Below are 20,169 nucleotides of genomic sequence, written 5' to 3'. Positions count from 1 at the left end.
GAACTGTTCAAGTAGATTCGGGCTCTCACTGCGGACGGGCCTGACGAGCTAACCAGCTCGTACGGGACTCCCTCTAGAGGGCCCCGAAAGCTCGGACGGGCGGACACCATGTGGTGCTCCGCCCGTCTCTTTTCATGTGCTTGCCGCAAGATGGGGGGGTTGGCAGAGCTCGGCCGGACGGCACATCCCGGTCAGAGCCACACGTGGTCGAAGCGCACCTGCCCGGAGCTCGGCCCGACCTCGAGCCGCACGTGGTGCCGCTCCGTCACGGGCCCACCCCGCTCGGCCCGTCGATGGCGCGGGACCTCCGCCGCGTTGAGGTGCAGCGTGCCATGCTCCATCACGTGGTCCGTGCGCCGGCCCCCCCCTCGCAGCGAAAGGTGCATGTGGCCGGACACGACCGCGACGACCTCGCGCCCCCGGCTGCGCGCGTGGTCGACCGCGGCACGCAGATCGGGGTCACCCCAGTCGCCCTCGTCCCGGTGGAAGTCCCGGCCCGCGATGTCGGCCCGGCCCGCGCCGTGTCCAGAGCACGCGTTGTGCGCCAGGAAGATCAGCCGGGCGCCCGGCGGAGCGTCGTCCACACACGCACACAGCCGCTCGGCGGAGTCGGACAGTGACCGCACCCCGTAGCGCTGACGCAGGGCGTTGGCGAAGGCCAGCTCGGGCCCGCCCATCGAGTGCGGACGCGCCACCACGACACACAGGTCCGCGCCCGCGGGGTGCAGGCTGTAGCCACCGAGCGCAATGGGGCCGAGCGCCTGCGCCAGCTGGTTGACGCGCGCCTCCTGTCCCACTCCGAGCAGGCTGCGGAGCGGCCGCGCCTGGGGGAGCGCCTCGGAGATGAGCTGCGCCGCGTGGACCGCGTCATGATTGCCGGCGATGGCGATCGCGGGCGTGCGCAGGTGGGCCATGCGCCGCGCCACCTCTTCCGCGCCGCGCGCGCGATAGCCGCCCAGGTCGCCGGTGATGAGCACCAGGTCGTAGCCCTGCGCGTCGAGCAGGCGGGTGTCCTCGTCGTCCCACTGGGTGTGCACGTCCCCCACCACGCCAATGCGCTGGGACGTCTCGTTCGCGTCCGTGCGTCTCTTGGCACCCCCGTTTTGCCGCGCCTCGCTCGTCATCGTGGCGTCGTCACTCGGCGGCAAGCTGCTCACGCAGGCGCTGCATCTCGGCCAGCTGCTCGGGCGAGACCTTCGGAAACTTGAGCTTCAGCCCCTCGAGCGTGGCTCGCACGATGCGCGCGACCTCCACTCGCATGAAGGGCTTGTCGTCGGCGGGGATGGCGTACCACGGCGCCCATGGGGTCGACGTGCTGCGCAGCGTGTCCTCGAACGCCTTCATGTAGGCTGGCCAGAGCGCCCGCTCGCGCAGGTCCCGCGCGTCGAACTTCCAGTTGCTGTCGGCCTCGTCGATGCGCGCCATGAGCCGCAAGCGCTGCTCCTCGCGCGAGACGTTCAGGAAGAATTTGAGGATGACGGTGCCGTTGCGCGCCAGGTGCTTCTCGAAGTCGTTGATCGACTCGTGCCGCTGCCGCCACAGCTCCGCGCCGCTCGCGTGCGGGGCGGGCAGGTTCTGGGCCTCGACGTAGCTGGGGTGCACGCGCACCGCCAGCACCTCCTCGTAGTGGCTGCGGTTGAACACGCCGATGCGACCGCGCTCGGGCAGCGCCCGGCTGATGCGCCAGAGGAAGTCGTGATCCAGCTCCAGGCTCGACGGCGACTTGAACGACTGGACCTGGCAGCCCGCCGGGTTGATGCCGCTCAGCAGCGCGCGGATCGTGCCGTCCTTGCCAGCCGCGTCCATGGCCTGGAACACGAGCAGCACGCTGTGTCGGTCGGCCGCGTACAGCCGCTCCTGGAGCTCCGAGATGCGCTCCACGTGCTCCTTCAGCTGCTTCTTGTTGTCCTTCTTCGCATCGTCACCCGCCTTCTTTGCAGGTGGGGTGGTGGGGGCGCGCCGGATGCGGAAGCTGCCGTCGGTGGGGACCAGGTACTCGGACGGGGGGGGCGTGAACAGGATGCGTGCCATGCGCGTAAGGGTAGCCGCGCCCGCCCCCCGCGCCTACCTCGAAGCGTCGCGCAGGGGGTGCGCTGAGCGAGGGGGACGCACGCTGGTCTCACGCTCGGCCGCGCAGGGATGTGGAGGTGGCAAGGCGCTGTCCCCAGGGCCCCATCAGCGCCGCAGCGGTGTCAGCACCGTCAACGCAGCAGCGGTCCCGGCACCCCGTCAGCGGCCGCAGCGGTGTCAACACCGTCAGCGCCGCAGCAGCCCCGGCACGCCGTAACGCGCGATGCACCAGGCGATGCGCGCTGCGTCGAGGGGCCCCAGCTTCTTCCCTGCCGCGTAGCCGCGGGGTTCGTAGCGGATGGGCACCTCGACGATGCGGCAGCCACGCTGCGCCACCTTGATGGCGAGCTCCTGATCCATACCGAAGCCGGGCTCGCGCAGCTCGAGCCCCAGCAGGATGTCGCGCCGCACGAGCTTGTAGCAGGTGTGCACGTCGGTGAACTTCATCGGCGTGACGGCGTTGCTCATGGCCGTGAAGACGTTGTTGGCGCGCGTGTGCCAGCTGCGAAGGAGCGTCGGCGGGGCATGCAGGTAGCGGCTCCCGAACACCACGTCCGCGCGGTCGTCCAGCAGCGGCTCGAGCAGCTTGGGGAGCTCTTGCGGGTCGTACTCCGCGTCGGCGTCTTGGATGACCACGTAGCGGCCCCGCGCGTGTTGAAAGCCCGTGCGGCACGCAGCGCCCTTGCCTTGGTTGAAGGGCTGGAAGATGACCCGTACGCGCGGATGGTCGCGGTAGTTCGCGTCGAGGAGCGCGCGCGTCGCGTCGATGGACCCGTCGTCCACGACGATCAGCTCGAGCGCGAGAGGCACGGCCAACACACGCGCGATGGTGTCCAGCACGGTCGCCTCTTCGTTGTACGCGGGCATCACGACGCTGAGCACGGGCTCGCGCGGCGTTTCTTCGGGCTGGTCGGGCGGAGCGGGTGGCATCACGGAGCCCGCGTTCTATCAGCGTCCCCGTTCCGCGTCGACAGCGAGCGTCAGCCCACCTTGGATGGACTGCTCCCCTCGCGCGGCCAGCCCGCCGAGGTCGGTCGGGGACCTCGCCTCAGCCAAGTCAGTTGGTCTTGGCCTTCACCCGCCGGAAGGGGTGCAGGAACGACGCGAGGCCGCCGGGTGCGCGGGTGGAGATCCAGAGGCGCCCCTGTCCGTGGAAGCGGCACACCAGCCCCTCACCCGAGAGGAAGAGGCTCTTCAGTCCACCCACCTTCGTGACCTGGTAGTTCAGCCCGGTCGTGAACCCCACGACGTGGTCCGTGTCGACGATGTAGCCAGCGGGGCCGACGTCCACCACGTGGATGCCGCCGAACGCGTTGAAGAACAGCGGCCCCGTACCCGAGCACTTGAGCAAGAAGAACCCCGTCCCGCTGAAGAAGCCCTTGGCCCCACCCCACTTGGTGTCGAGGTTCACGCTGGGGGCCGACGCCAGGTAGGCCCCCGAGTTGAGCATCACCTCGTGCTGCCCATCCATCTCGAGGTTGACGATGTCCCCCTCCGGCGCCGGCGCGAGCCACAGCGTCTGCCCGGCCTGCGTGGCCGTGAACGTGTTCTGGAACAGGCTCTCTCCACCCAGCATCTTGCGCTTCAACGCGCCGCCGAGGCCGCCCTGGATGGCGCTCTTCATCTCGATGGCCGGGTCACGTGCGACCATGGCGCCCGACTCGGCGATGATCTGCTCTCCTGCCTGATCGAAGCGCAGCTGGATGACCCCGAAGTCCGGTCGGTCGATGATCTGGTACTGCATGGCTCAGGCCTCCCTCGGGGGCAGCATGCCGCCCACATCGCGCCCGTACTCCACGGGGTTCCGCGTTTGAATCCAGATGCGACCCTGGCCCTGGAAGTGACACACGAGGCCTTCGCCAGAGAGGAAGCTGGCGATCCAGCCGCTGCCGCTCTTGCCGACCTTGTACTGCAGGTTCGCGTCCCACGCGACCAGGTGGCCCGTGTCGATCACCAGGCTCCCGTCGCACACCAGCTCCTGGATGCCGCCGAAGGCGCCCACCAGCAGCTGCCCCGGTTGGCTGGCCGTAGCCTTCAGCACGAAGACACCCTCGCCCGCGAAGAAGCTGCGGAACCCGCCGACCTTGGTGTCGATGTTCACGCCCGCCGTCGACGCGATGTAGCTGGCGGACTGCACGAAGTAGCCCTCCGGGGTCATGTCGAGCGCCACCATGTCGCCACACAGCACTTGCCCGAGCAGCACCTCGCCGGGTCCGTTCTGCGCCGTGAACGTGTTGCGGAAGAACGACTCGCCCCCGAACAGGCGCTTCAGGCCAGCCTTCAGCCCGCCGCTGCTCGTCTCCATGTGCACGTTGGTGGACATGCCCACCATGGCCCCCGACTCCGCCACCAGCTGCTCTCCCGGAGCCAGGACGGCGCGCGCCATGGACTGGCCGGGTCGATATGCGATCTCAAACTGCATGGGTTGCTCTCCGCGCTCGGTTCAAACGAAATTCACAGCCATGGGTCGTCGTGGCCAGGCCGCGGAGCTCGGCGCTCCGCGACGACCACTCGGCGAGGGTCAGATGGGGAGGAAGCGCGTGAGCCAGTCCACCAGCGAGCTGGTGTTGCGCGACTGGATGTAGACCGTGCCCTGTCCCTGGAACTGACACACCAGGCCCTCGCCGGACGCCATGAAGCCCATCAGCCCGCCACCGGCGGACTTGATGTCGAAGGTGAGCTGCCCCTCGAAGCCCACCAGGTGCCCGTTGTCGACCATGTAGGCGCCGTTGACGGGGACCGCGTGGACCCCGCCGTAGCTGTTGAACCACAGGTCGCCGGTGCCCTGGATCTGGAGGAAGAACGCGCCCTCCTTGGCGAGCAGGCTGCGCAGCCCGCCGAACTTCATCCTCACGTCGAAGGTGCCCACGGACGCCAGGAAGGCTCCCGAGCTGAGCGTCAACGTCTCCCCGTTCATGCGCCGGTGGCTGATCTGACCCGACATGTTCGGGGCGATCCACACGCTGCCGCCGCTCGGCGACGAGAAGTGGTTCACGAAGAAGGTCTCTCCACCGACGATCTTGCGGATCATCGCGATCATGAAGGCCTTGAACTTCGCGAAGAAGCCCGAGGCCGAGCCGGCGTTGAGCTTGACCTCCATCGCCACCTGGCTGTGCCGCGCCACCATCGAGCCCGCCTCGGCCACGACCTCCTGACCCGGGGGCAGATCCACGCGCAGCATCGCGAACGAGGGACCGTGGGTGATCTGATGAGGCGTCCCCCCGCTCGGGGCGAGCGCTGTCTGGGGGGGCGTGGCGCTGGTCGCGGGTGCGGCTTCCATGGGCCCATGGGTACCGCACCCCGGTCCCGACGATCAAGCCCGGAGGTTCGCTACTGCGCCAGCAGCAGGCTGGCGCGGGCGTGGTTTCGGTAGCGCAGGTGACCCGTCTCCTCGAAGAGGTCTTGGTAGAGGCGCGCGGCGTGAGCGTACTCGCGGGCCTCGTACGCCCCGAAGGCCAAGAGCTCCCGTGCGGCGGGCCCCTCGGCCGCCGCGTAACGGCGGATCGCTTCGAAGCGCAGCGGATCCATTCCGTCGGCGCTCGCGCTCTCGACGTGAGCGGCCGCCCACCCCCAGAAGGCGCGCTCCTCCGCGGGTGAGAAGCCTGCGTCCTGTGGGAGCCCGTGGAGGACGTTCCAGCGCGCCTTGTACATCGCGTGGACGACGCTGCGCGGTGCCAATCGGCGTCCGTCGCGGGCGGCACCATAGCGTTCGAGCATGCGCGGGAAGCTGCCCAGCACCTCCTGCTCCTCCGCCGGGTCGAGGTCGCCCCGGAGCGCGGGCCACAGCCGCGTCATGGAATGCGCGCGGAGCGCGACGGTCGCTCCGGGGTGCTCGCGCTCCAGGACGGTCAGCAGCCGCTGGAGCCCGAGCGCCCGCTCGCCAGCCACCCCGGGGGGCTCGCCGGGTCCGACCTCGCTGCGGCCCTGCTCGGCCTCGAGCCGCGACAGGCGCTCGAACGCGGGGCCTGCCAGCGCTGCGGCCTCGTCCGCTTGTCGAGCCTCCGTCGCGAGGGTGTCGGGGAGCTCGCGCTCCGCGTCGGTGGGGAGCAGCAGAGGCGGCCTCGGGGCGGTGGCGCGTGGCAGCGTGAGTACGATGAACGCGCAGCACGCGGCGACGCTCGTGACGATCAGCCGCGCGCCCGAGGGGGTCATGGCGCACCCGCTGCGAGCATGGGGTGTGCTGTAGGTGTTCGGGGGGCCGGCGTCACCGCCCGACGATAGCACCCCTGACCAGTTCGGGATGGTTGACTTGCCGAGGCGACGAGGCTACCTCCTGGGCTCACCCCACGACGGCCAGCGGGCTGCAGCGAGGTAATGGTGTCAGGACGCCGCGTACATGAGCGATACGACTGTGACCTCCAGGTGGTCATCACGGCCAAGGCCGTGGACGGCGGAGCGCCGGGTGAGCCCATCGAGACCCGCACGCTCAACGTGAGCCTGGGGGGGATGTACCTGCTGAGCGAGGCTCAGCTGCCGTACGGCACGGAGGTGACGGTGAGCTTCCGCTTGCCGGCGCTCAAGGAGGACACCACCTGCGACGGGGTGGTGCGTTGGAACAAGCCCGATGGGTTCGGGGTGCAGTTCGGGAGCCTGCGCGCCATCGAGGTGTGGGGCTTCCACCAGCTCTTCAAAACGCTGACCCCGACGGCGCCGCTCGCCTGACCCCCTCCCCTCTGGCGCTCATGCAATCCAAAGCGGCCCGTGATAGCGTGGCGCAGCGATGAAGAAAGTCGACCTCCGACGCAGCCTGTTCATCCTGCCGAACCTGTTCACGCTCTCGAGCGTGCTCTGTGGGTTCTATGCGGTGTTGGTCTGCGGTGGCCCAGGCGCCACGGACAACGACTACTACCGCGCCGCCTTGTTGATCGTGTTCGCCATGTTCTTCGACACGATCGACGGCCGCGTCGCGCGCTTGACCAAGACGCAGAGCGCCATCGGCGTGCAGCTGGACTCCCTGGCAGACGTCATCTCGTTCGGGGTGGCCACCGGGGTGCTCGTCTACCGCTGGTCGCTGCACAAGCTGGGGGCCGTCGGCGTCGCCATCGCGTTCGGCTACGTGGCGTGCGGCACCATTCGGTTGGCGCGCTTCAACGTCCTCGCGGTCGAGGAGAGCGGCGCGCCCAAGAAGCCCGGCAAGTACATCCTGGGCCTCCCCATCCCCGCTGCTTCGGGCATCCTCATCTCCCTGGTGGTGGCCAACACCGCCACGGACACGCGCCTGTTCGGCACCACGGTCCTCATCGCCGGCGTGGTGGTGATGCTCTCGTTCTTCATGGTCAGCACGGTCCGCTTTCGGTCCTTCAAGGATCTCAAGCTCTCGGCGCGCACGGTCGTGTTCATGGCGCTCGCGGTGGGCTCCACCGCCTTCTTGGCGCTCCGCTACCATGCCTCCATCGCGCTCGTGTGGTTGCTCGCCAGCTACGTGCTGATCGGCATCGTGGAGACGGTCATCGGGCTGGTGCGGCGCGAGCCCGAGACCCAGCGCCACGCCACGCTCGACGAATTCGAGGATGACGAGCTCGACTCCGTGGACGAGCCCAACGTCCTGTAACGCCTCGCGTCCATCCGAGCGTTCAGTCCCAACGACACGAGGTGCCAGTGCTCGAAGACCGCGTCTGCCCCGGGTGCCACACACCGACGCTGGGGGACCGGCCCGAGCGGCGGGGCGTCTTGGCCGGGCTCTGCACACGCTGCGAGCGCCTCTGGCTGGACCGAGCCGACCTCCTCACGCTGGTCGGGCACGAACCCGAGCTCCGAGCGCCGCTGTTGCCCGGACTCGCGGGGACCGACGCGCTCTGTCCAGCGTGCGGGCAGGCTGCCGTGGGCGAGCGCGAGTGCGACGCGGGACCCCTCCTGTGCTGCAGCGCATGCGGGGGCGTGCTGCTCACGCGCGCCGTGCTGGACGGTCTCCGTGGGAGCCAGCGCGCGGGTGCCGTGGCCAGCCTCGTCGACGCGTCCGAGCGGGTGTCCGCGGCTCCGAGCGTAGACGCAGGTCTGCAGCGGGGTGAGGGACCGCGCCTGCCCACTGGCGCCGAGCTGCGCGCCGCGCTCCGTCGAGACGACGACGCCCCCGTCGGCGACCGGCCCGACCGCGTCCCGTTCGACCACCCCGTGGTCGAGCTGGGCACGTTCCCGCTCGCGGCCGTCCTCGGGTGGCTCGTGTCGAGCAGCGACGGGGCCATGACCTTCGTCCTCCCCGTGCAGCTCTTCATCCACGAGCTGGGGCACGCCGTGCCCTCCTGGCTCAGCAGCCGCCGCGCGCTCCCCCTGCCCTGCGGCGTGACCTTCTGGGAGGAGCAGCGCTCCCTCTTCGTGGGTCTCGGCATGGCCTTCTTGTTCGGCGTGCTGGCCGTCTACGCGTACCGCGAGCGGCGCCCCTTTGGAGTCGCCTTGAGCGCCGTCGGGCTCGCGCTGCTCGCCTTCTTCAGTCTGGCGATCAGCGCCGAGCGCTCGTTCGAGTGGACCATCCTCGGGGGCGTGGCGGGGGAGTTCTGGATCAGCGCGCTGATGATCGTCAGCTTCTTCTTCCGCTTGCCCGACCGCCTGCGCTGGGACTTCTTTCGCGTGCTGCTCATCTTTCCAGCCTTCGCGACCTGGTGGTCTGCCACCCGCTTGTGGTTCGGGGTGGCGCTCGGCACGGCGCGCATGCCCATGGGCACCATCTTCGGAGGTAGCCACGATGGCTCCGGCGACCTGGACCGCCTGATCCACGCCTACGGCTGGTCGGAGGCGGGCTTGACCAGCTTCTACACGGCCATGGCGCTGCTCACGGGGGCGTCGTTGATCGCCGCGTACGCCGCCGTGGGTTTTCGTAGATGGTCACGATCGGTACCCCATCGTACGTGAGCACGTGCGCAGGCGTCCGCGTCCCGAACGCCACCCAGGCCTGGTACTCCACCTCGGCAAAGTGGTGCTCGTGGTGGACCAGGACGAAGTCGGCGCCCGCGAGATCTGGTGTGGGACGGATGTTGCTCGGGAGGTCCCCGTCACGGACCAGCATGTTCATCGCCTGAAAGGTGGTGTCGCAGACGTACACGCTGCCCCCCTCGGGCAGGTGCTGGCGCAGGAAGCCCGTCACGCTCCCCGTGGTGAAGCCCCAGAACTGGCGGTTCATGCCCAGGTCGGCCGCGCCCGGGACGCCGCCCGCGATGTAGGTGTAGTGCGATAGTCCGAAGGGGTGGCTATGCACCGTCTCGAGCGCGCTCGGCGCGAGCAACACGACGGCGAGGGACACGCGCAGGGGCGCCTCGCCAGCCGCCAGGACCACCCGCGCAGGGAGCCTCGTGGCGAACATCGGACGCAGCAGGCGAGTCAGGCGCACGAACCCGTAGCCCGCGTAGAGGCACAGGAACGGATAGGCTGGGAACCAGTGCTTGGTGCCGCCGAAGATGGGCGTGCTCGGCAGCGCGATCATCAGCATCGGGGCCAGCAAGCACCCGAGGAAGAGGACGTCGGTGTTGCGCCGATCGGCGTGAACTGGCCCCACCGGCCACAGCCGCGCGAGCCACGCACGGGGGAGCACCGCGCGCGTGCGCTCCGCGATCGCCAGGACGGCTAGCATGAGCACCGTGAATGGGACGGTGTAGCCGGTCATGACGAACGGGAAGCTCACCGGGAACGGCGGCTGGAAGTAGTTCTCCCCGAAGTACGCCATGTTGTAATACTCGTGCCGCAGGTGGAACGCCGCGTACTGGCCCAAGCGAGGGAGCGTGTCGTGCCAGATCCACGGCCAGCTCGCGACCAGCAGCGCTGGGCCGATCAGGGCCATCGCCAGCAGCCAGTACGGGACGCGCGCGACGCGCGGCGGGAGCGTGGGGTGAGCACGCCGGTAGTGCGTCTCGTTCCACGTCAGCCACGCGAAGTGGATGGCGTAGATGCCCGGTAGCACCCAGCTGTTGTGCTTCGTGGCGAGCGCGCAGCCGAACGCCACCCCTGTCATCACGGCCCAGCGACGCTTCGTCAGCGACCGCCAGTAGCAGTAGGTGGTCCACGTGGTCATCAAGGCGATGGGCACGTCGAACGCGTTCAAGTGCGCGTGATAGAAGACGCGCGGCAGCAGCGCGAACGCCACGGCCGCGAACACCCCGGCCTGCCTGCCGAACACCCGCGCCCCGAACAGATAGATGAGGAAGAGGAGCGCCCCGCCCGCCAGCATGCCGGGGAAGCGGTGGGCCAACGACTCACGCGCGAACCAGCCGAGGTGGCGGTGAGCCAACAGCGAGAAGGCGAACGCGGTCTTGGCCAGCGGCGGGTGCTCGTTGTTGTAGTCCCACGCGCGATCGATGGCCTCCCGCGCTAGCGCCGCGTCGGGGTCGCGGGCCAGCAGCTCGAACCACGCGGCGTAGTCCTCGGCGGCGGTGACGTAGAAGCTCTCGTCACGGCTCATGGCGAGATCGGGTTCGGTGGCCACCAGCAGCCACACGTAGGACGCCGCGAGCGCGAAGGCGATGCCGTAGTCGGCCGCGCGCACGCTGCGGCGCGTGGACGCGTGGGGCGGCGCTGCGCTCACGGCGCCACCTCCGTCCGAGCGCGTACCGCAGAGCGGATGTCGGCCGACCAGCACACGCTGCGCAGGTGCGGATCGTCGGCCTCCACCTCGATCTGCACGCGCCCCACGCGCGTGGGGTCCGCATCTGGGCCACCCGTCAGCGCTTCGAGCCGCTTCCATCCGTCGCCGTCGCGGTGCGTCATGTGGGCTGCCTCGCGACCGTCGATGTACACGCGCAGGTCGAAGGGGCCGTGCTCGCGCATGCGCTCGTGCTCGTAGTAGAGCCCGGCGTACAGCACGAGCCGCGCGCCCAGAGGTACGTCCTCGAAGGTGGTGCGGACACGGCTCCCCGGCTCGGCGGGGTGCTGCCAGACGCAGCGGCGCGGCTGCAGCGTGAGGTCCTCGTTGATGGTGCGTCCGACATAGAGCCATGGGCGACGTCGCTCGCACTGGAAGCGCGCGGCCGGCATGAGGGGACCGGCGCCGAGCCCTCCGCGGCCCAGCGACCCGCGCTGAAACGCGCAGGGTTGGGCTTCGTCCCCGTGGACGAGGTCCACGTGGGCCGCCTCGAGGTGCCCCGTCAGGTCGAAGAGCACAGGGGACGGCCCGAGGGCGTACTCTCGGATGGTGAGCGCACCGACACGCGTGACGTTCGCCGCTTCGAGGCCCGCGAGGTCGGGATGACGCCGGCCCCGCGCGCTCAGCTCGAACACGCGCGTGAATCCCGCGAGGTCGGAGTAGCCCACGCGCTCTTCGGTCACGAGCTCGCCCAGGGCCATACGTGCGACGGGTGACATCCACTCCGGGGCGACGACCAAGCCATCGTCGTCGGCCACGTGCGTCGCCAGGAAGCTGGCCGCGCGCTCCCAGTCTTCCTGGTGGACAACCCGTGACTGCACCGTGAAGTGCCCGATGACCTCGACCGCGGCGACCGTCAGTGTGCAGGCGAACAGCACGCGCCAGGCCGTCCAGCGCACACCGCGGGGAGCGCGCGCCTCGCCCCGCCGAGGCATCCCCGAGTCCACGTCCGTGGACGTAGCCTCCGGCGACGGGACATCGACGGAGGCGGCCGCTGGGGCGCCGAGGGCCGTGGCGCGGACGTCATCGTGGCGGGGGGCGTCGTGCACCGCGGCGGATGCTAGCAGCCCACGCGGGAAGCCTCTACCCGGAGGGCCGCTCTCGATGGCGGGCGAGAGTTTGATCTCGGTGCACCCGCAGGATAGGATCTTCGACCACAGCGTAATTCTGCTCTTTTGGGGTCCGCGGGGCTACGATGCTTCACACCATGCGTTTCTCGTCTCGCCGCCGAGTCCCCCTGGGGGCTCTCTCCTTCGCCGGGTGCGCTTCTCTCGGCCTCTTCGTCGCTGCGTGTTCCGGCGCCGAGTCGACGCCCCCCCCGCCCCCCGTCGATGGCGGTCGCTTGGACCAGCGCGTCGATGCCGGAGGCGATCTCGGGCACGACAGCGCCGTCGACATGGCGCAGCTGGACGCTGGCGGCGACGCCGGGATGCTCGAGTGCCAGGTGGAGGCTGCCGAGATGCTCGGGAGCGAGACCGCGCTCGTGCTGCAGCGCATCGCGATCGCCCATCGCGAGAACGACTTCGCCATCGTGTTTCGCGAGCGGCGTGCGACCTTCGACGACCTCTGGGTGCGCGTGTACCGCGACACGCCCGACGGCGTGATGGCGGGCTCCGACTTCCCCATCACCACGGACGCGGGTGGCTCGGCCGTCTCGAGCGTCTCACGCGATCCCGTGGTCGTGGGAACCTCGACGGGCTACCTCGCGGCCTGGATCGACAACCGTGAGATGGGGTTCGAGATGTGGACCCGCACCCTGGACGAAGACGGAGTGCCCGGAACCGCACTGCAGCGGGTGACCACCTCCGTCGGGGCTGCCTCGTCCCCTGCCTTGGCGTCGGACGCGAACGGCGCGCTGCTCGCCGGTCACATCCACGACGACACCCAGAGTGGGACCACCCGCGAGTGGAACGTCGCGGCGCTCGGGGCCACGGGAGCTACGACCAGCGCCTGGACCCGCGCCTCGGATGCGGCCGAGCTCACCTCCCAAGGGGCGCTGGTGGCCGGGCAGGAGGGGGGCTTCCTGAGCGGGTGGTTGGACGCCGCGGGCAACGCGCGCGTTCGGACCATCAGCGCGGCGGGCGCCCCGACGGGGACGGCCGTCACCCACCTCACGGCCGAGGCCTTGGGGCTCGACGCTTTCGTGCTCGTCTTTGCTCGCAACGAGGGCTTCGACGCCATCCGGGCGCAGGCCATCGCCGTGAGCGGGAGCACCGACGGCTTGGTCCGGAGCGCCCTGCCGGCGGACGCGACGGGTCGCGACCCCAGTGTCGCGCCGCTCCTCGGTGGCGTGGTCGTCGCGTACCGCCAGACCACCGCGATGGGCACCCACGTCGCGCTCGCCCTCCTGAACAGCCGCGGCGAGCTCAGTCAGACGGTGGTCCTCGGGGAGACGACGACGACTGGCGGCCCCATCTCCGTCGCCGTCAACAACGAGGGTCGCATTCGGCTGGCCTGGGCCGAGGTCGACGCTGGTACGACAACCACCTACACGCAGGCTGTGGTCTGCGCGCAGCCCTGACATCGAACGTGAGGTCGGCGGGCGGGCGCGAAAAGTTTTCGTACTCCTGCATCCGATGCGATGCCACCGGACATGAGCGCCGTACCAGAGCCCTCGGCGCCCGCCGAAGTCTCGACGGATCGGCGCGGATACCTCCCTCATTCGTTGTCTTCACCTAGGGTACGTTCTTTGCATAGGAGAGTCGCCGTGCGTCTTGGCCATCCGTTTTCTGCCCCACGGTCGGGTCCTCTGCTTGCGTGTCTGGTGGCTGCGTGGCTCGTGCCGGGCTGCGGATCGGGCGGCGGCACCGCCGACGCGGGATCGCCGGACGGGACCGTCGTGCAGCCCGATGGAAACGTGCCTCTCCCGGACATGGGGCGGCTCGATGGCACTGTGCAGCCCGATGGAAACGTCGTGGATTCCGACGCGGGCCCCGACGCCACGGTGGACGAGGACGGTGGGCTCGTGATGGACGCGGGTGCGCTCCCCGATCTGGACATCCCGCCAGGCGGCGACGAGATCCCGCCCGAGTGCCTGGACGGCGACGGCGAGATCGACCTGTGCGCCTGCCTCACGACGACCGACTGCAGCAGCACCGCGTGCCCGAGCGGCACCGTCTGCGCCGACGACGGGTGCGGCGGCGCCCGCTGCGTGGCCGCGGGTCATCCCTGCGTCGACGACCGCGACTGCGCGGCGGGCGCTACCTGCGAGGACTCGGCCGCGGGGCGCTCGTGCCGCTCCCCGGACCCCAACTGCCGCAACGACCGCGAGTGCCCGCTGGGCTTTACGTGTGAGTCGAGCGCGTGCGTGGATCGTCGCGTGCCGTGCGACACCGACCCGCTGTCGTGCCCCGTGGGCTACGTCTGCGACTTCGCGCAGCAGGCGACGCAGGCGTTCTGCCGCCGAATCGACGTGCCGTGCCACGACTCCCGCGTGTGTGTCCAGCCCGGCGCCTGCTACGACCTGGACGGCGACGGGGAGAAGGAGTGTGTTCCTGACGAGCTGATGTGTGTGCCCAGCACCTGCGCGTCCCAGGGCCGCATCTGCGGGGCCCAGCCCGAGGAGAAGGGCTACACCTGTGGGTTCCTCGGGAGCTGCGCGGAGCAGCCCTGTCCGAGCTCGTCCGCTTGTATCGACTACGCCGGAGACGGTCGGCCGTTCTGTGCCCCGATGGGTTCGTGTACGTCGCACAGTGACTGCGCGCCCAGCCAGATCTGTGCCCAGCCGCACCTCGAGATGTCCCCGCGCTGCGTCGGCGCTGCCACTGGAGGCAACCCATGACCCCGAGAATCGCCACTCTCCCGCCGCGTCTGCTGTTGGCGCTCTCCTCCATCGTGGTGGCGACCGGGGTCCTAGGGTGCGCTGACGGCGCGGTCGACCTCGAGTCCCAAGCGCACCCCAACAGTGTCGTGGACGGTCCGACGTGCTTCGCGGAGGAGCCCGGATGTGGCTGCACGCCAGGCACCGAGTCCGTGACCTGCGTCCACACCGAGGAGCGCGGCACCCTGGTGCTGTGCGAGGCGGGCGCGATGTACTGCGTGGACGGCGTCTGGAGCGAGTGCGACACGGTGCACGACTGGGAGATCCCGCGCCCCAAGATCATCTCGGCGCCAGGGGCCTGCAGCGCCTGCAACCCGGACTGCTTCGAGACCGACGACGAGCCCGACCAGACCGACATCGACACGCCACCCGACGGCGTGACCACGGACAACGTGGAGTTCACGCTCGGGCCGCCCCGAGGCATCCGTCCCATCCCCGTGATCAGCACGACCGGCGGGTCGGGGGTGGACACCGACATGGACGGCGTGCCCGACGTCGCCGACGACTGCCCCACCACCCCTGGTCTCGTGGGCTTCTTCGGCTGCCCGACGGGCGCGGGCGCGAGCGGCTTCTTCCACGTGCTGCCGCCGGGCGCGTCGGCGGTCGACCCGCTGACCTTCAACGTGAAGCTGACCGAGGCCGACATCTACATCCTGGTGGACACCACCGGGTCGATGGGTAACGAGATCAACAACCTCCGCAGCAGCCTCACGACGGGCGTGCTCGACCCCGCCTGTCCGACGCTCACGGGCGTGATCGGCGCGATCCGCTGCACCATCCCCGGCACGTGGTTCGGTGTCGGTCGCTTCGACGACTACCCCGTGTCGCCCTACGGGTACAGCAGCTACAACGACCTCCCGTTCATCCATCTGCAGGACATGACCAACAGCACCGCGGCCGCTCAGTCCGCGGTGAACGGCCTCAACATCCACAACGGGCGCGACATCCCCGAGGGCAGCTCGCAGGCGCTCTACGCCGTGGCCTCGGGCAACGGCCTCTCCTACGACGGAAACCAGTACACGGCGGCTCGCACCGGCTGTCCGGCGGGCCGCTGGGGCTACCCTTGCTTCCGCCCCAACGTCATCCCGATCGTGATCATGATTACGGACGCGGCGATGCACAACGGCCCCAACAGCAACAACGACTACGACGGGACCACGCTCGGTGCCGTCAACGGCGGCTCGCTGGGCAACAACAACAACATCGTCGACATCGGCAACGTGTCGAACGGCCTGCGCTTCTTCACGGGTAGCACGAGCAGCGCGAGCAACAACTTCACGAAGCGCTGTGACGGGAGCAGCAACGACAACTCGCGCGACCGCCTGATCCGGTTCTCCGTGGCCACCACGTCCGAGATCACCATCGACCTGAGCGGGTCGTCGTTCGACACGTACATCGTGCTCTACTCGGGGACCAACCCCACCTCCGGGCGCCTCGAGTGCGACGACGACAGCGGCAGCAGCTACTCCTCGCGCATCGTCCGGACCCTGAGCCCGGGCACCTATACCCTGCGCATCGACGGGCACAGCAACGATCAGGGCAACTTCGACCTGACCATCGGCGCCACCGTCACCATCCCGGGTGGCGTCCCCTATCCCGACGTGATCGCCGCGATGAACGCGCGCAACATGCGCATCATCGGCGTCAACTCGGGTCCCAACAGCGCGTACAACGACCTGGCTGCGGTGGCGGCCGCGACCGACTCGCTCGACTCGAACGGGGACCCGTTCATCGAGAACATCAGCAGCAACGGCTCGGGTCTCGACACGGCCATCGTCGACGCGGTGGTCGACCTCGCGAACTTCTCGCGCATGCACGTGGACGTCGTGGTGGAGAACGTGAACCTGTTGCCGGGCATCCCCGCGTCGGCGTTGGTGCAGTCCATCACGCTGCCCGCGCCCGGCTGCGCGGTGGGCTGCACGGGCGCCATCCCGAACGGCTGCTCCAGCTGTCTGCCGGGGACGAGCCTCCCGTTCCAGGTCACCTTCAACAACAACGTCATCACGCCCACGGCCGTCGATCAGGTCTTCAACTTCGACCTGATCGTGCGTGGCAACCTGGGCGCGATCGAGCTGCAGCGCGTGCCCGTGCGCATCGTCGTGCCCGGGAACGTCCCCACGACGACGTACATGTCGGGGACCTTCTCGCGCACCTTCGACGCGACGGATACGTGTGACATCCCGCCCACGCGGCCGGACTGGGGACTCTTCCAGTGGGAGGTCAGCACCCCAGGCACGACGAGCGTCGTGTTCCAGTTCCGCACCGCCGAGACCGAGGCCGAGCTCAACAGCCAGTCCCCGATCACCATCTCGGTGCCCACACGTCCCGACGCGCCGACCACCGCCCAATTCGTGGACATCGGCGACCTGCTCACGTCGATGGGTGGACAGAACTACCTCCCCTACATGCGCGTGACGGCGGTGCTCAACCCCGACGCGGCCGGGACCACGGCTCCCACCTTGACCAGCATGGGCCTCCAGTACAGCTGCGTGGACAGCGAGTAGCGCGCGCGTTGGCGCAGTGACACGCTGAGGCATGACCTCTCCCCTCACTGCTCCGTCACGCGGCGCCGTGTCGGCGGCCGAGCGCGCGCTGATCACGCTGGGCCGCGAGCTCCCGAGCGACGCCGTCATTCGTGACCGGGACGTGCTGATGGGCTACGCGGGCGACGAGAGCGAGGTGCAGCCCGTGGTGCCCGAGGCGGTGGTGCGGGTGCGGGACACGGGGCAGGTGAGCGCCGTGATGCGGGCCTGCCATGCGCACGGCGTGCCCGTCACACCAAGGGCCGGGGGCACCAGCCGGGTAGGGGGCTCGGTGCCGGTCGTGGGGGGTATCGTGCTCGCGTTCGAGCAGATGAACGGGCTCCTGGGCATCGAACAGGCGGACCTGCTCGCGGTGGCGCAGCCAGGCTTGGTCACGGGGGAGCTGCACCGGCAGGTGGAGGACGAGGGGCTGTTCTACCCGCCCGACCCGAACTCCCTCGCGACGTGTGCGCTGGGCGGGAACATCGCGGCCAACGCGGGTGGGCCGCGCGCCTTCAAGTACGGGGTCACGCGAGAGTACGTGCTCGGTATGCAGGCGGTGATGGCCGACGGGACGGTGCTCCGGCTGGGCAAGCGGACGGTCAAGGGCGTCACCGGCTACGACCTCACGGCGCTCATGGTGGGCAGCGAGGGGACGCTCGGGGTGGTGACCGAGGCCACGCTGCGGCTGGTGCCCAAGCCCGAGGCCGTGGCGACGCTGCTGGTGTTCTTGCCCGACGACGAGTCCGTCGGGCGCGCCGTCGGGGCCATGCTGGCGCTCGGCATCGTGCCCCGCTGTGTGGAGCTGCTGGACCGCATCGCGCTCGATTTGGTCCGCCCCGCGGCGGGTGTACCCGTCCCGGATGGCGCGCGTGCCATGATCCTGGTCGAGCTCGACGGTGCCGCCCATGCACTCGAAGCGCAGCGTGAGCTCGTGGGGAACGCCATGATGGATGCCTCCGCGCTGGAGGTGCTCGTGGCAGACAAGGGCAGCGAGCGAGAGCGGCTGTGGGCCGCGCGCAGGGAGCTCAGCCACACGCTGCGCCGCGCGGCACGACACAAGCTCAGCGAGGACGTGGTGGTGCCCCGGTCACGGATCGCGGATCTGCTCGCCGTGTGCCGCGCCCTGGCCGAGCGCCACGGCATCGTGATGCCCACGTACGGGCACGCAGGGGACGGCAACCTGCACGTGAACTTCCTGTGGGAGGACGACGCCCAGCGGCCGGCTGTCGACATGGCCATCCGCGGCCTGTTCGAGCAGGTGGTGGCCATGGGTGGCACGCTCAGCGGCGAGCACGGCATCGGTGTCCTGAAGGCCCCCTACTTGCCGCTCGAGCAGAGCCCGGCGCTGATCGCGCTGCAGGAGCGCATCAAGGACGTGTTCGATCCGCGGGGCATCTTGAACCCCGGAAAGATCTTCCCTGGAGCGGCCAAGCGCTATCACGGCGCCTGCTGACGGGCAGTGATGTCGTGCCCCGAGGGGGGGTGGCGCGGACTGGCACACGGCGATGTCGCGCATGGCGCAGGAATGCGTGGAGATTTGCCCTTCGCTCAACGAGCGCACGGTTGCGACGCGCTGGCACGGCGGCTGCACTAGCCCGAGGTGCGGCGCACTCGTGCCGTGTCCCACGCCGTCTCCACCAGCGTGGCACTCGCGGGAGGGCGAGTGCCACGCGCCCCCTTCACCCAGGAGGTGCTCCTCAACCTGTCTGCCCCATCGCCCGGAGCGTGCGGTGAGTCCGTGTGTCCGTCCTCGCGGCGGCGCACCTCACACCCTCGGATCGCACGCTCCGGGCACCCCTTCTCGTGCCCGCGCGGTCACCCGCGACGCAGACGCGCGCTCGGCGCCCGGTCAGCGCGGCGGCAGCCCTAGCGCGACGCGGTGGTCCGCCACGGGGTCGCGCGAAGCCTGTAGGAAGTCCTTCAAGTGCGGGCTCTGGCTCGCGCGCACCTCGTCGGGCGTGCCCTCGATCGCCACCTTTCCGTCGTGGATGAACGCGACCCGCGAGCTCACGTTGAAGGCGCTCTGCATGTTGTGGGTCACGACCACGGTCGTGATGTCGAACTCGGCGCGCAGCGACAGCAGCATACGGTTGACGCGCGTCACGTTGATGGGGTCGAGCCCCTCGGTCGGCTCGTCGTAGAGGATGATCTCGGGCCGCAGCGCCGTCGCGCGAGCGAGCGCCACGCGTTTCTTCATGCCGCCGGATAGATCGGCGGGCCACTTGCGCTCGATACCGGCGAGACCGACCAGCCGGAGGCACTCCGCGACGCGCGCTTGGATCTCGGCCTCGCTGAGCTGCCCGGCCTCACGCAGGCCGTAGGCCACGTTCTCCCCGACGTCGATGGAATCGAACAGCGCCGATTCCTGGAACAGCATGCCGATGCGTGGGCGCAGCCGCGTCCACTGCGCGTCGCTGTACTTCGCGACCTCCTCGCCGTCGAAGCGCAGGCTGCCTGCATCGGGCGTGAGGATGCCGATCAGGCTCTTCAGGACCAGGCTCTTCCCACAGCCGCTCTCGCCGATGATGGTGAGGAAGTCGCCCTTGTGGATGTCGAGGTCGACGCCACGGAGCACCTGGTGGTCGCCGAAGGCCTTGGTGATCCCGCGTAGCTCGAACAGCGCCACGGGGCGTGTGTAGCAGCTTCCCCGCGCAGCGTGCTATCCCTGCGCGTGTTTTCGCCCAAGCTGCGCCTCGTGCTGATGGTGGCCTGTGTAGGCTTCGCCGCGTTCATCGCCCGGCAGGACGCCCCTCGCGCGGCCGTGCTGACGGGGCTCGCCCTGCTGCTGGGCTATGGCGGGCTGCGTCAGGGAGGTATCCCAGCGGCCTTCGCGGCGCTGCGCCGGAACGACCTCGCTGGCGCGAAGCGCCTGCTGGACCAGACCCCGACCCGTTTCCTGGATGCCGAGTGTCGCGCCAAGCGCGCGTGGGTGCAGGCCGCCCTGGCGGAGGCCGCCGGGGATCTGCCCGAGGCGCGACGGCTGCTGGAGGGCGCGCTCGCGGGCGATGGGCTCACGCGCAAGGCGGAGCGCGCCATCGCGCTCGCGACCCTGAGCACCATCGTGACCCGTGCAGGCGAGGAGGCGCGGGGCGCCGAGCTCCTCGAAGAGGCTGCCCGCACGTCGGCGTCACCCGACGTCCAGCGCTTGGTCGAGCGGGTGCGACGCGAGCGCGCCGCCGCCCCCTGAG

General features: G+C 69.8%; 18 protein-coding genes. 8 read left to right on the top strand and 10 right to left on the bottom strand.

Annotated elements, in window-relative coordinates:
* Window positions 1-191 precede the first annotated feature (191 nt).
* The 7 genes from H6726_18920 to H6726_18890 form a co-directional block, all read right to left on the bottom strand.
* Window positions 192-1,157, bottom strand: a complete 966-nt coding sequence (locus H6726_18920; protein ID MCB9659728.1) for a metallophosphoesterase — start codon at window positions 1,155-1,157, stop codon at window positions 192-194.
* On the bottom strand, window positions 1,135-2,031 hold the full coding sequence (locus H6726_18915) for a polyphosphate kinase 2 family protein (protein ID MCB9659727.1): 897 nt from the start codon (window positions 2,029-2,031) through the stop codon (window positions 1,135-1,137). The genes H6726_18920 and H6726_18915 overlap by 23 nt, the downstream gene beginning before the upstream one ends.
* Window positions 2,032-2,256: 225 nt before the next feature.
* Window positions 2,257-3,000: a glycosyltransferase family 2 protein gene (locus H6726_18910; GenBank protein ID MCB9659726.1), complete on the bottom strand. Its 744-nt coding sequence runs from the start codon at window positions 2,998-3,000 to the stop codon at window positions 2,257-2,259.
* Between the two features lie 127 nt (window positions 3,001-3,127).
* Window positions 3,128-3,814 (bottom strand): TIGR00266 family protein, encoded by a 687-nt coding sequence (locus H6726_18905; GenBank protein MCB9659725.1) that lies wholly within the window; start codon window positions 3,812-3,814, stop codon window positions 3,128-3,130.
* A 3-nt stretch (window positions 3,815-3,817) separates the two neighbouring features.
* On the bottom strand, window positions 3,818-4,492 hold the full coding sequence (locus tag H6726_18900; GenBank protein MCB9659724.1) for a TIGR00266 family protein: 675 nt from the start codon (window positions 4,490-4,492) through the stop codon (window positions 3,818-3,820).
* 99 nt (window positions 4,493-4,591) lie between these two features.
* Entirely contained in the window at window positions 4,592-5,350 is a 759-nt protein-coding gene (locus tag H6726_18895; protein MCB9659723.1) for a TIGR00266 family protein, read from the bottom strand.
* A gap of 50 nt (window positions 5,351-5,400) precedes the next feature.
* Window positions 5,401-6,222, bottom strand: coding sequence for a hypothetical protein (locus tag H6726_18890; GenBank protein MCB9659722.1), 822 nt, complete (start codon window positions 6,220-6,222; stop codon window positions 5,401-5,403).
* A 162-nt stretch (window positions 6,223-6,384) separates the two neighbouring features.
* On the opposite strand from H6726_18890, the gene H6726_18885 reads away from it, so the two are divergent.
* Genes H6726_18885 through H6726_18875 form a run of 3 tightly spaced genes read left to right on the top strand, consistent with a single transcriptional unit; the run spans window position 6,385 to window position 8,916 of the window.
* On the top strand, window positions 6,385-6,732 hold the full coding sequence (locus H6726_18885; GenBank protein MCB9659721.1) for a PilZ domain-containing protein: 348 nt from the start codon (window positions 6,385-6,387) through the stop codon (window positions 6,730-6,732).
* A 58-nt stretch (window positions 6,733-6,790) separates the two neighbouring features.
* The gene (gene pssA, locus H6726_18880) at window positions 6,791-7,621 is read left to right on the top strand and encodes a CDP-diacylglycerol--serine O-phosphatidyltransferase (protein MCB9659720.1); all 831 of its coding nucleotides are present in this window, start codon (window positions 6,791-6,793) and stop codon (window positions 7,619-7,621) included.
* 47 nt (window positions 7,622-7,668) lie between these two features.
* Window positions 7,669-8,916, top strand: coding sequence for a zf-TFIIB domain-containing protein (locus H6726_18875; GenBank protein MCB9659719.1), 1,248 nt, complete (start codon window positions 7,669-7,671; stop codon window positions 8,914-8,916).
* Here H6726_18875 and H6726_18870 read toward each other — a convergent pair.
* The gene (locus tag H6726_18870; GenBank protein ID MCB9659718.1) at window positions 8,837-10,456 is read right to left on the bottom strand and encodes a glycosyltransferase family 39 protein; all 1,620 of its coding nucleotides are present in this window, start codon (window positions 10,454-10,456) and stop codon (window positions 8,837-8,839) included. The two genes, H6726_18875 and H6726_18870, sit on opposite strands and share 80 nt — an antisense overlap.
* Before the next feature lie 119 nt (window positions 10,457-10,575).
* Window positions 10,576-11,685, bottom strand: coding sequence for a hypothetical protein (locus tag H6726_18865; protein MCB9659717.1), 1,110 nt, complete (start codon window positions 11,683-11,685; stop codon window positions 10,576-10,578).
* A gap of 158 nt (window positions 11,686-11,843) precedes the next feature.
* Between H6726_18865 and H6726_18860 the strand changes: the two genes are divergently transcribed.
* From H6726_18860 to H6726_18845, 4 genes are all read left to right on the top strand, one after another.
* Complete coding sequence (locus tag H6726_18860; protein MCB9659716.1) at window positions 11,844-13,157, top strand: hypothetical protein; 1,314 nt, start codon at window positions 11,844-11,846, stop codon at window positions 13,155-13,157.
* A gap of 243 nt (window positions 13,158-13,400) precedes the next feature.
* Complete coding sequence (locus tag H6726_18855) at window positions 13,401-14,417, top strand: hypothetical protein (GenBank protein ID MCB9659715.1); 1,017 nt, start codon at window positions 13,401-13,403, stop codon at window positions 14,415-14,417.
* Entirely contained in the window at window positions 14,414-16,960 is a 2,547-nt protein-coding gene (locus H6726_18850) for a hypothetical protein (protein MCB9659714.1), read from the top strand. The genes H6726_18855 and H6726_18850 overlap by 4 nt, the downstream gene beginning before the upstream one ends.
* A 31-nt stretch (window positions 16,961-16,991) precedes the next feature.
* On the top strand, window positions 16,992-18,434 hold the full coding sequence (locus tag H6726_18845) for an FAD-binding protein (protein MCB9659713.1): 1,443 nt from the start codon (window positions 16,992-16,994) through the stop codon (window positions 18,432-18,434).
* Window positions 18,435-18,830: 396 nt separating this feature from the next.
* On the opposite strand, the gene H6726_18840 is transcribed toward H6726_18845, so the two are convergent.
* Window positions 18,831-19,601 carry an ABC transporter ATP-binding protein gene (locus H6726_18840; protein MCB9659712.1) on the bottom strand — a complete coding sequence of 257 codons (771 nt, stop codon included), beginning with the start codon at window positions 19,599-19,601 and terminating at the stop codon, window positions 18,831-18,833.
* Between the two features lie 51 nt (window positions 19,602-19,652).
* On the opposite strand from H6726_18840, the gene H6726_18835 reads away from it, so the two are divergent.
* On the top strand, window positions 19,653-20,168 hold the full coding sequence (locus H6726_18835; GenBank protein ID MCB9659711.1) for a hypothetical protein: 516 nt from the start codon (window positions 19,653-19,655) through the stop codon (window positions 20,166-20,168).
* The last annotated feature ends 1 nt before the right edge of the window (window position 20,169 follow it).

It is taken from the genome of Sandaracinaceae bacterium (assembly GCA_020633055.1).
Lineage (GTDB): Bacteria > Myxococcota_A > Polyangia > Polyangiales > Houyiibacteriaceae > JADJJE01.
The sequence above is the reverse complement of the archived record's forward strand: the minus strand, read 5'-3'. Positions and strand labels throughout refer to the sequence as shown.

Coding starts and splice junctions, on each gene's coding strand:
- H6726_18915 (MCB9659727.1), bottom strand. CDS start 2,031: ATGGCACGCATCCTGTTCACGCCCCCCCCGTCCGAGTACCTGGTCCCC.
- H6726_18910 (MCB9659726.1), bottom strand. CDS start 3,000: ATGCCACCCGCTCCGCCCGACCAGCCCGAAGAAACGCCGCGCGAGCCC.
- H6726_18905 (MCB9659725.1), bottom strand. CDS start 3,814: ATGCAGTACCAGATCATCGACCGACCGGACTTCGGGGTCATCCAGCTG.
- H6726_18900 (MCB9659724.1), bottom strand. CDS start 4,492: ATGCAGTTTGAGATCGCATATCGACCCGGCCAGTCCATGGCGCGCGCC.
- H6726_18895 (MCB9659723.1), bottom strand. CDS start 5,350: ATGGAAGCCGCACCCGCGACCAGCGCCACGCCCCCCCAGACAGCGCTC.
- H6726_18890 (MCB9659722.1), bottom strand. CDS start 6,222: ATGACCCCCTCGGGCGCGCGGCTGATCGTCACGAGCGTCGCCGCGTGC.
- H6726_18885 (MCB9659721.1), top strand. CDS start 6,385: ATGGTGTCAGGACGCCGCGTACATGAGCGATACGACTGTGACCTCCAG.
- pssA (MCB9659720.1), top strand. CDS start 6,791: ATGAAGAAAGTCGACCTCCGACGCAGCCTGTTCATCCTGCCGAACCTG.
- H6726_18870 (MCB9659718.1), bottom strand. CDS start 10,456: ATGAGCCGTGACGAGAGCTTCTACGTCACCGCCGCCGAGGACTACGCC.
- H6726_18860 (MCB9659716.1), top strand. CDS start 11,844: ATGCGTTTCTCGTCTCGCCGCCGAGTCCCCCTGGGGGCTCTCTCCTTC.
- H6726_18850 (MCB9659714.1), top strand. CDS start 14,414: ATGACCCCGAGAATCGCCACTCTCCCGCCGCGTCTGCTGTTGGCGCTC.
- H6726_18845 (MCB9659713.1), top strand. CDS start 16,992: ATGACCTCTCCCCTCACTGCTCCGTCACGCGGCGCCGTGTCGGCGGCC.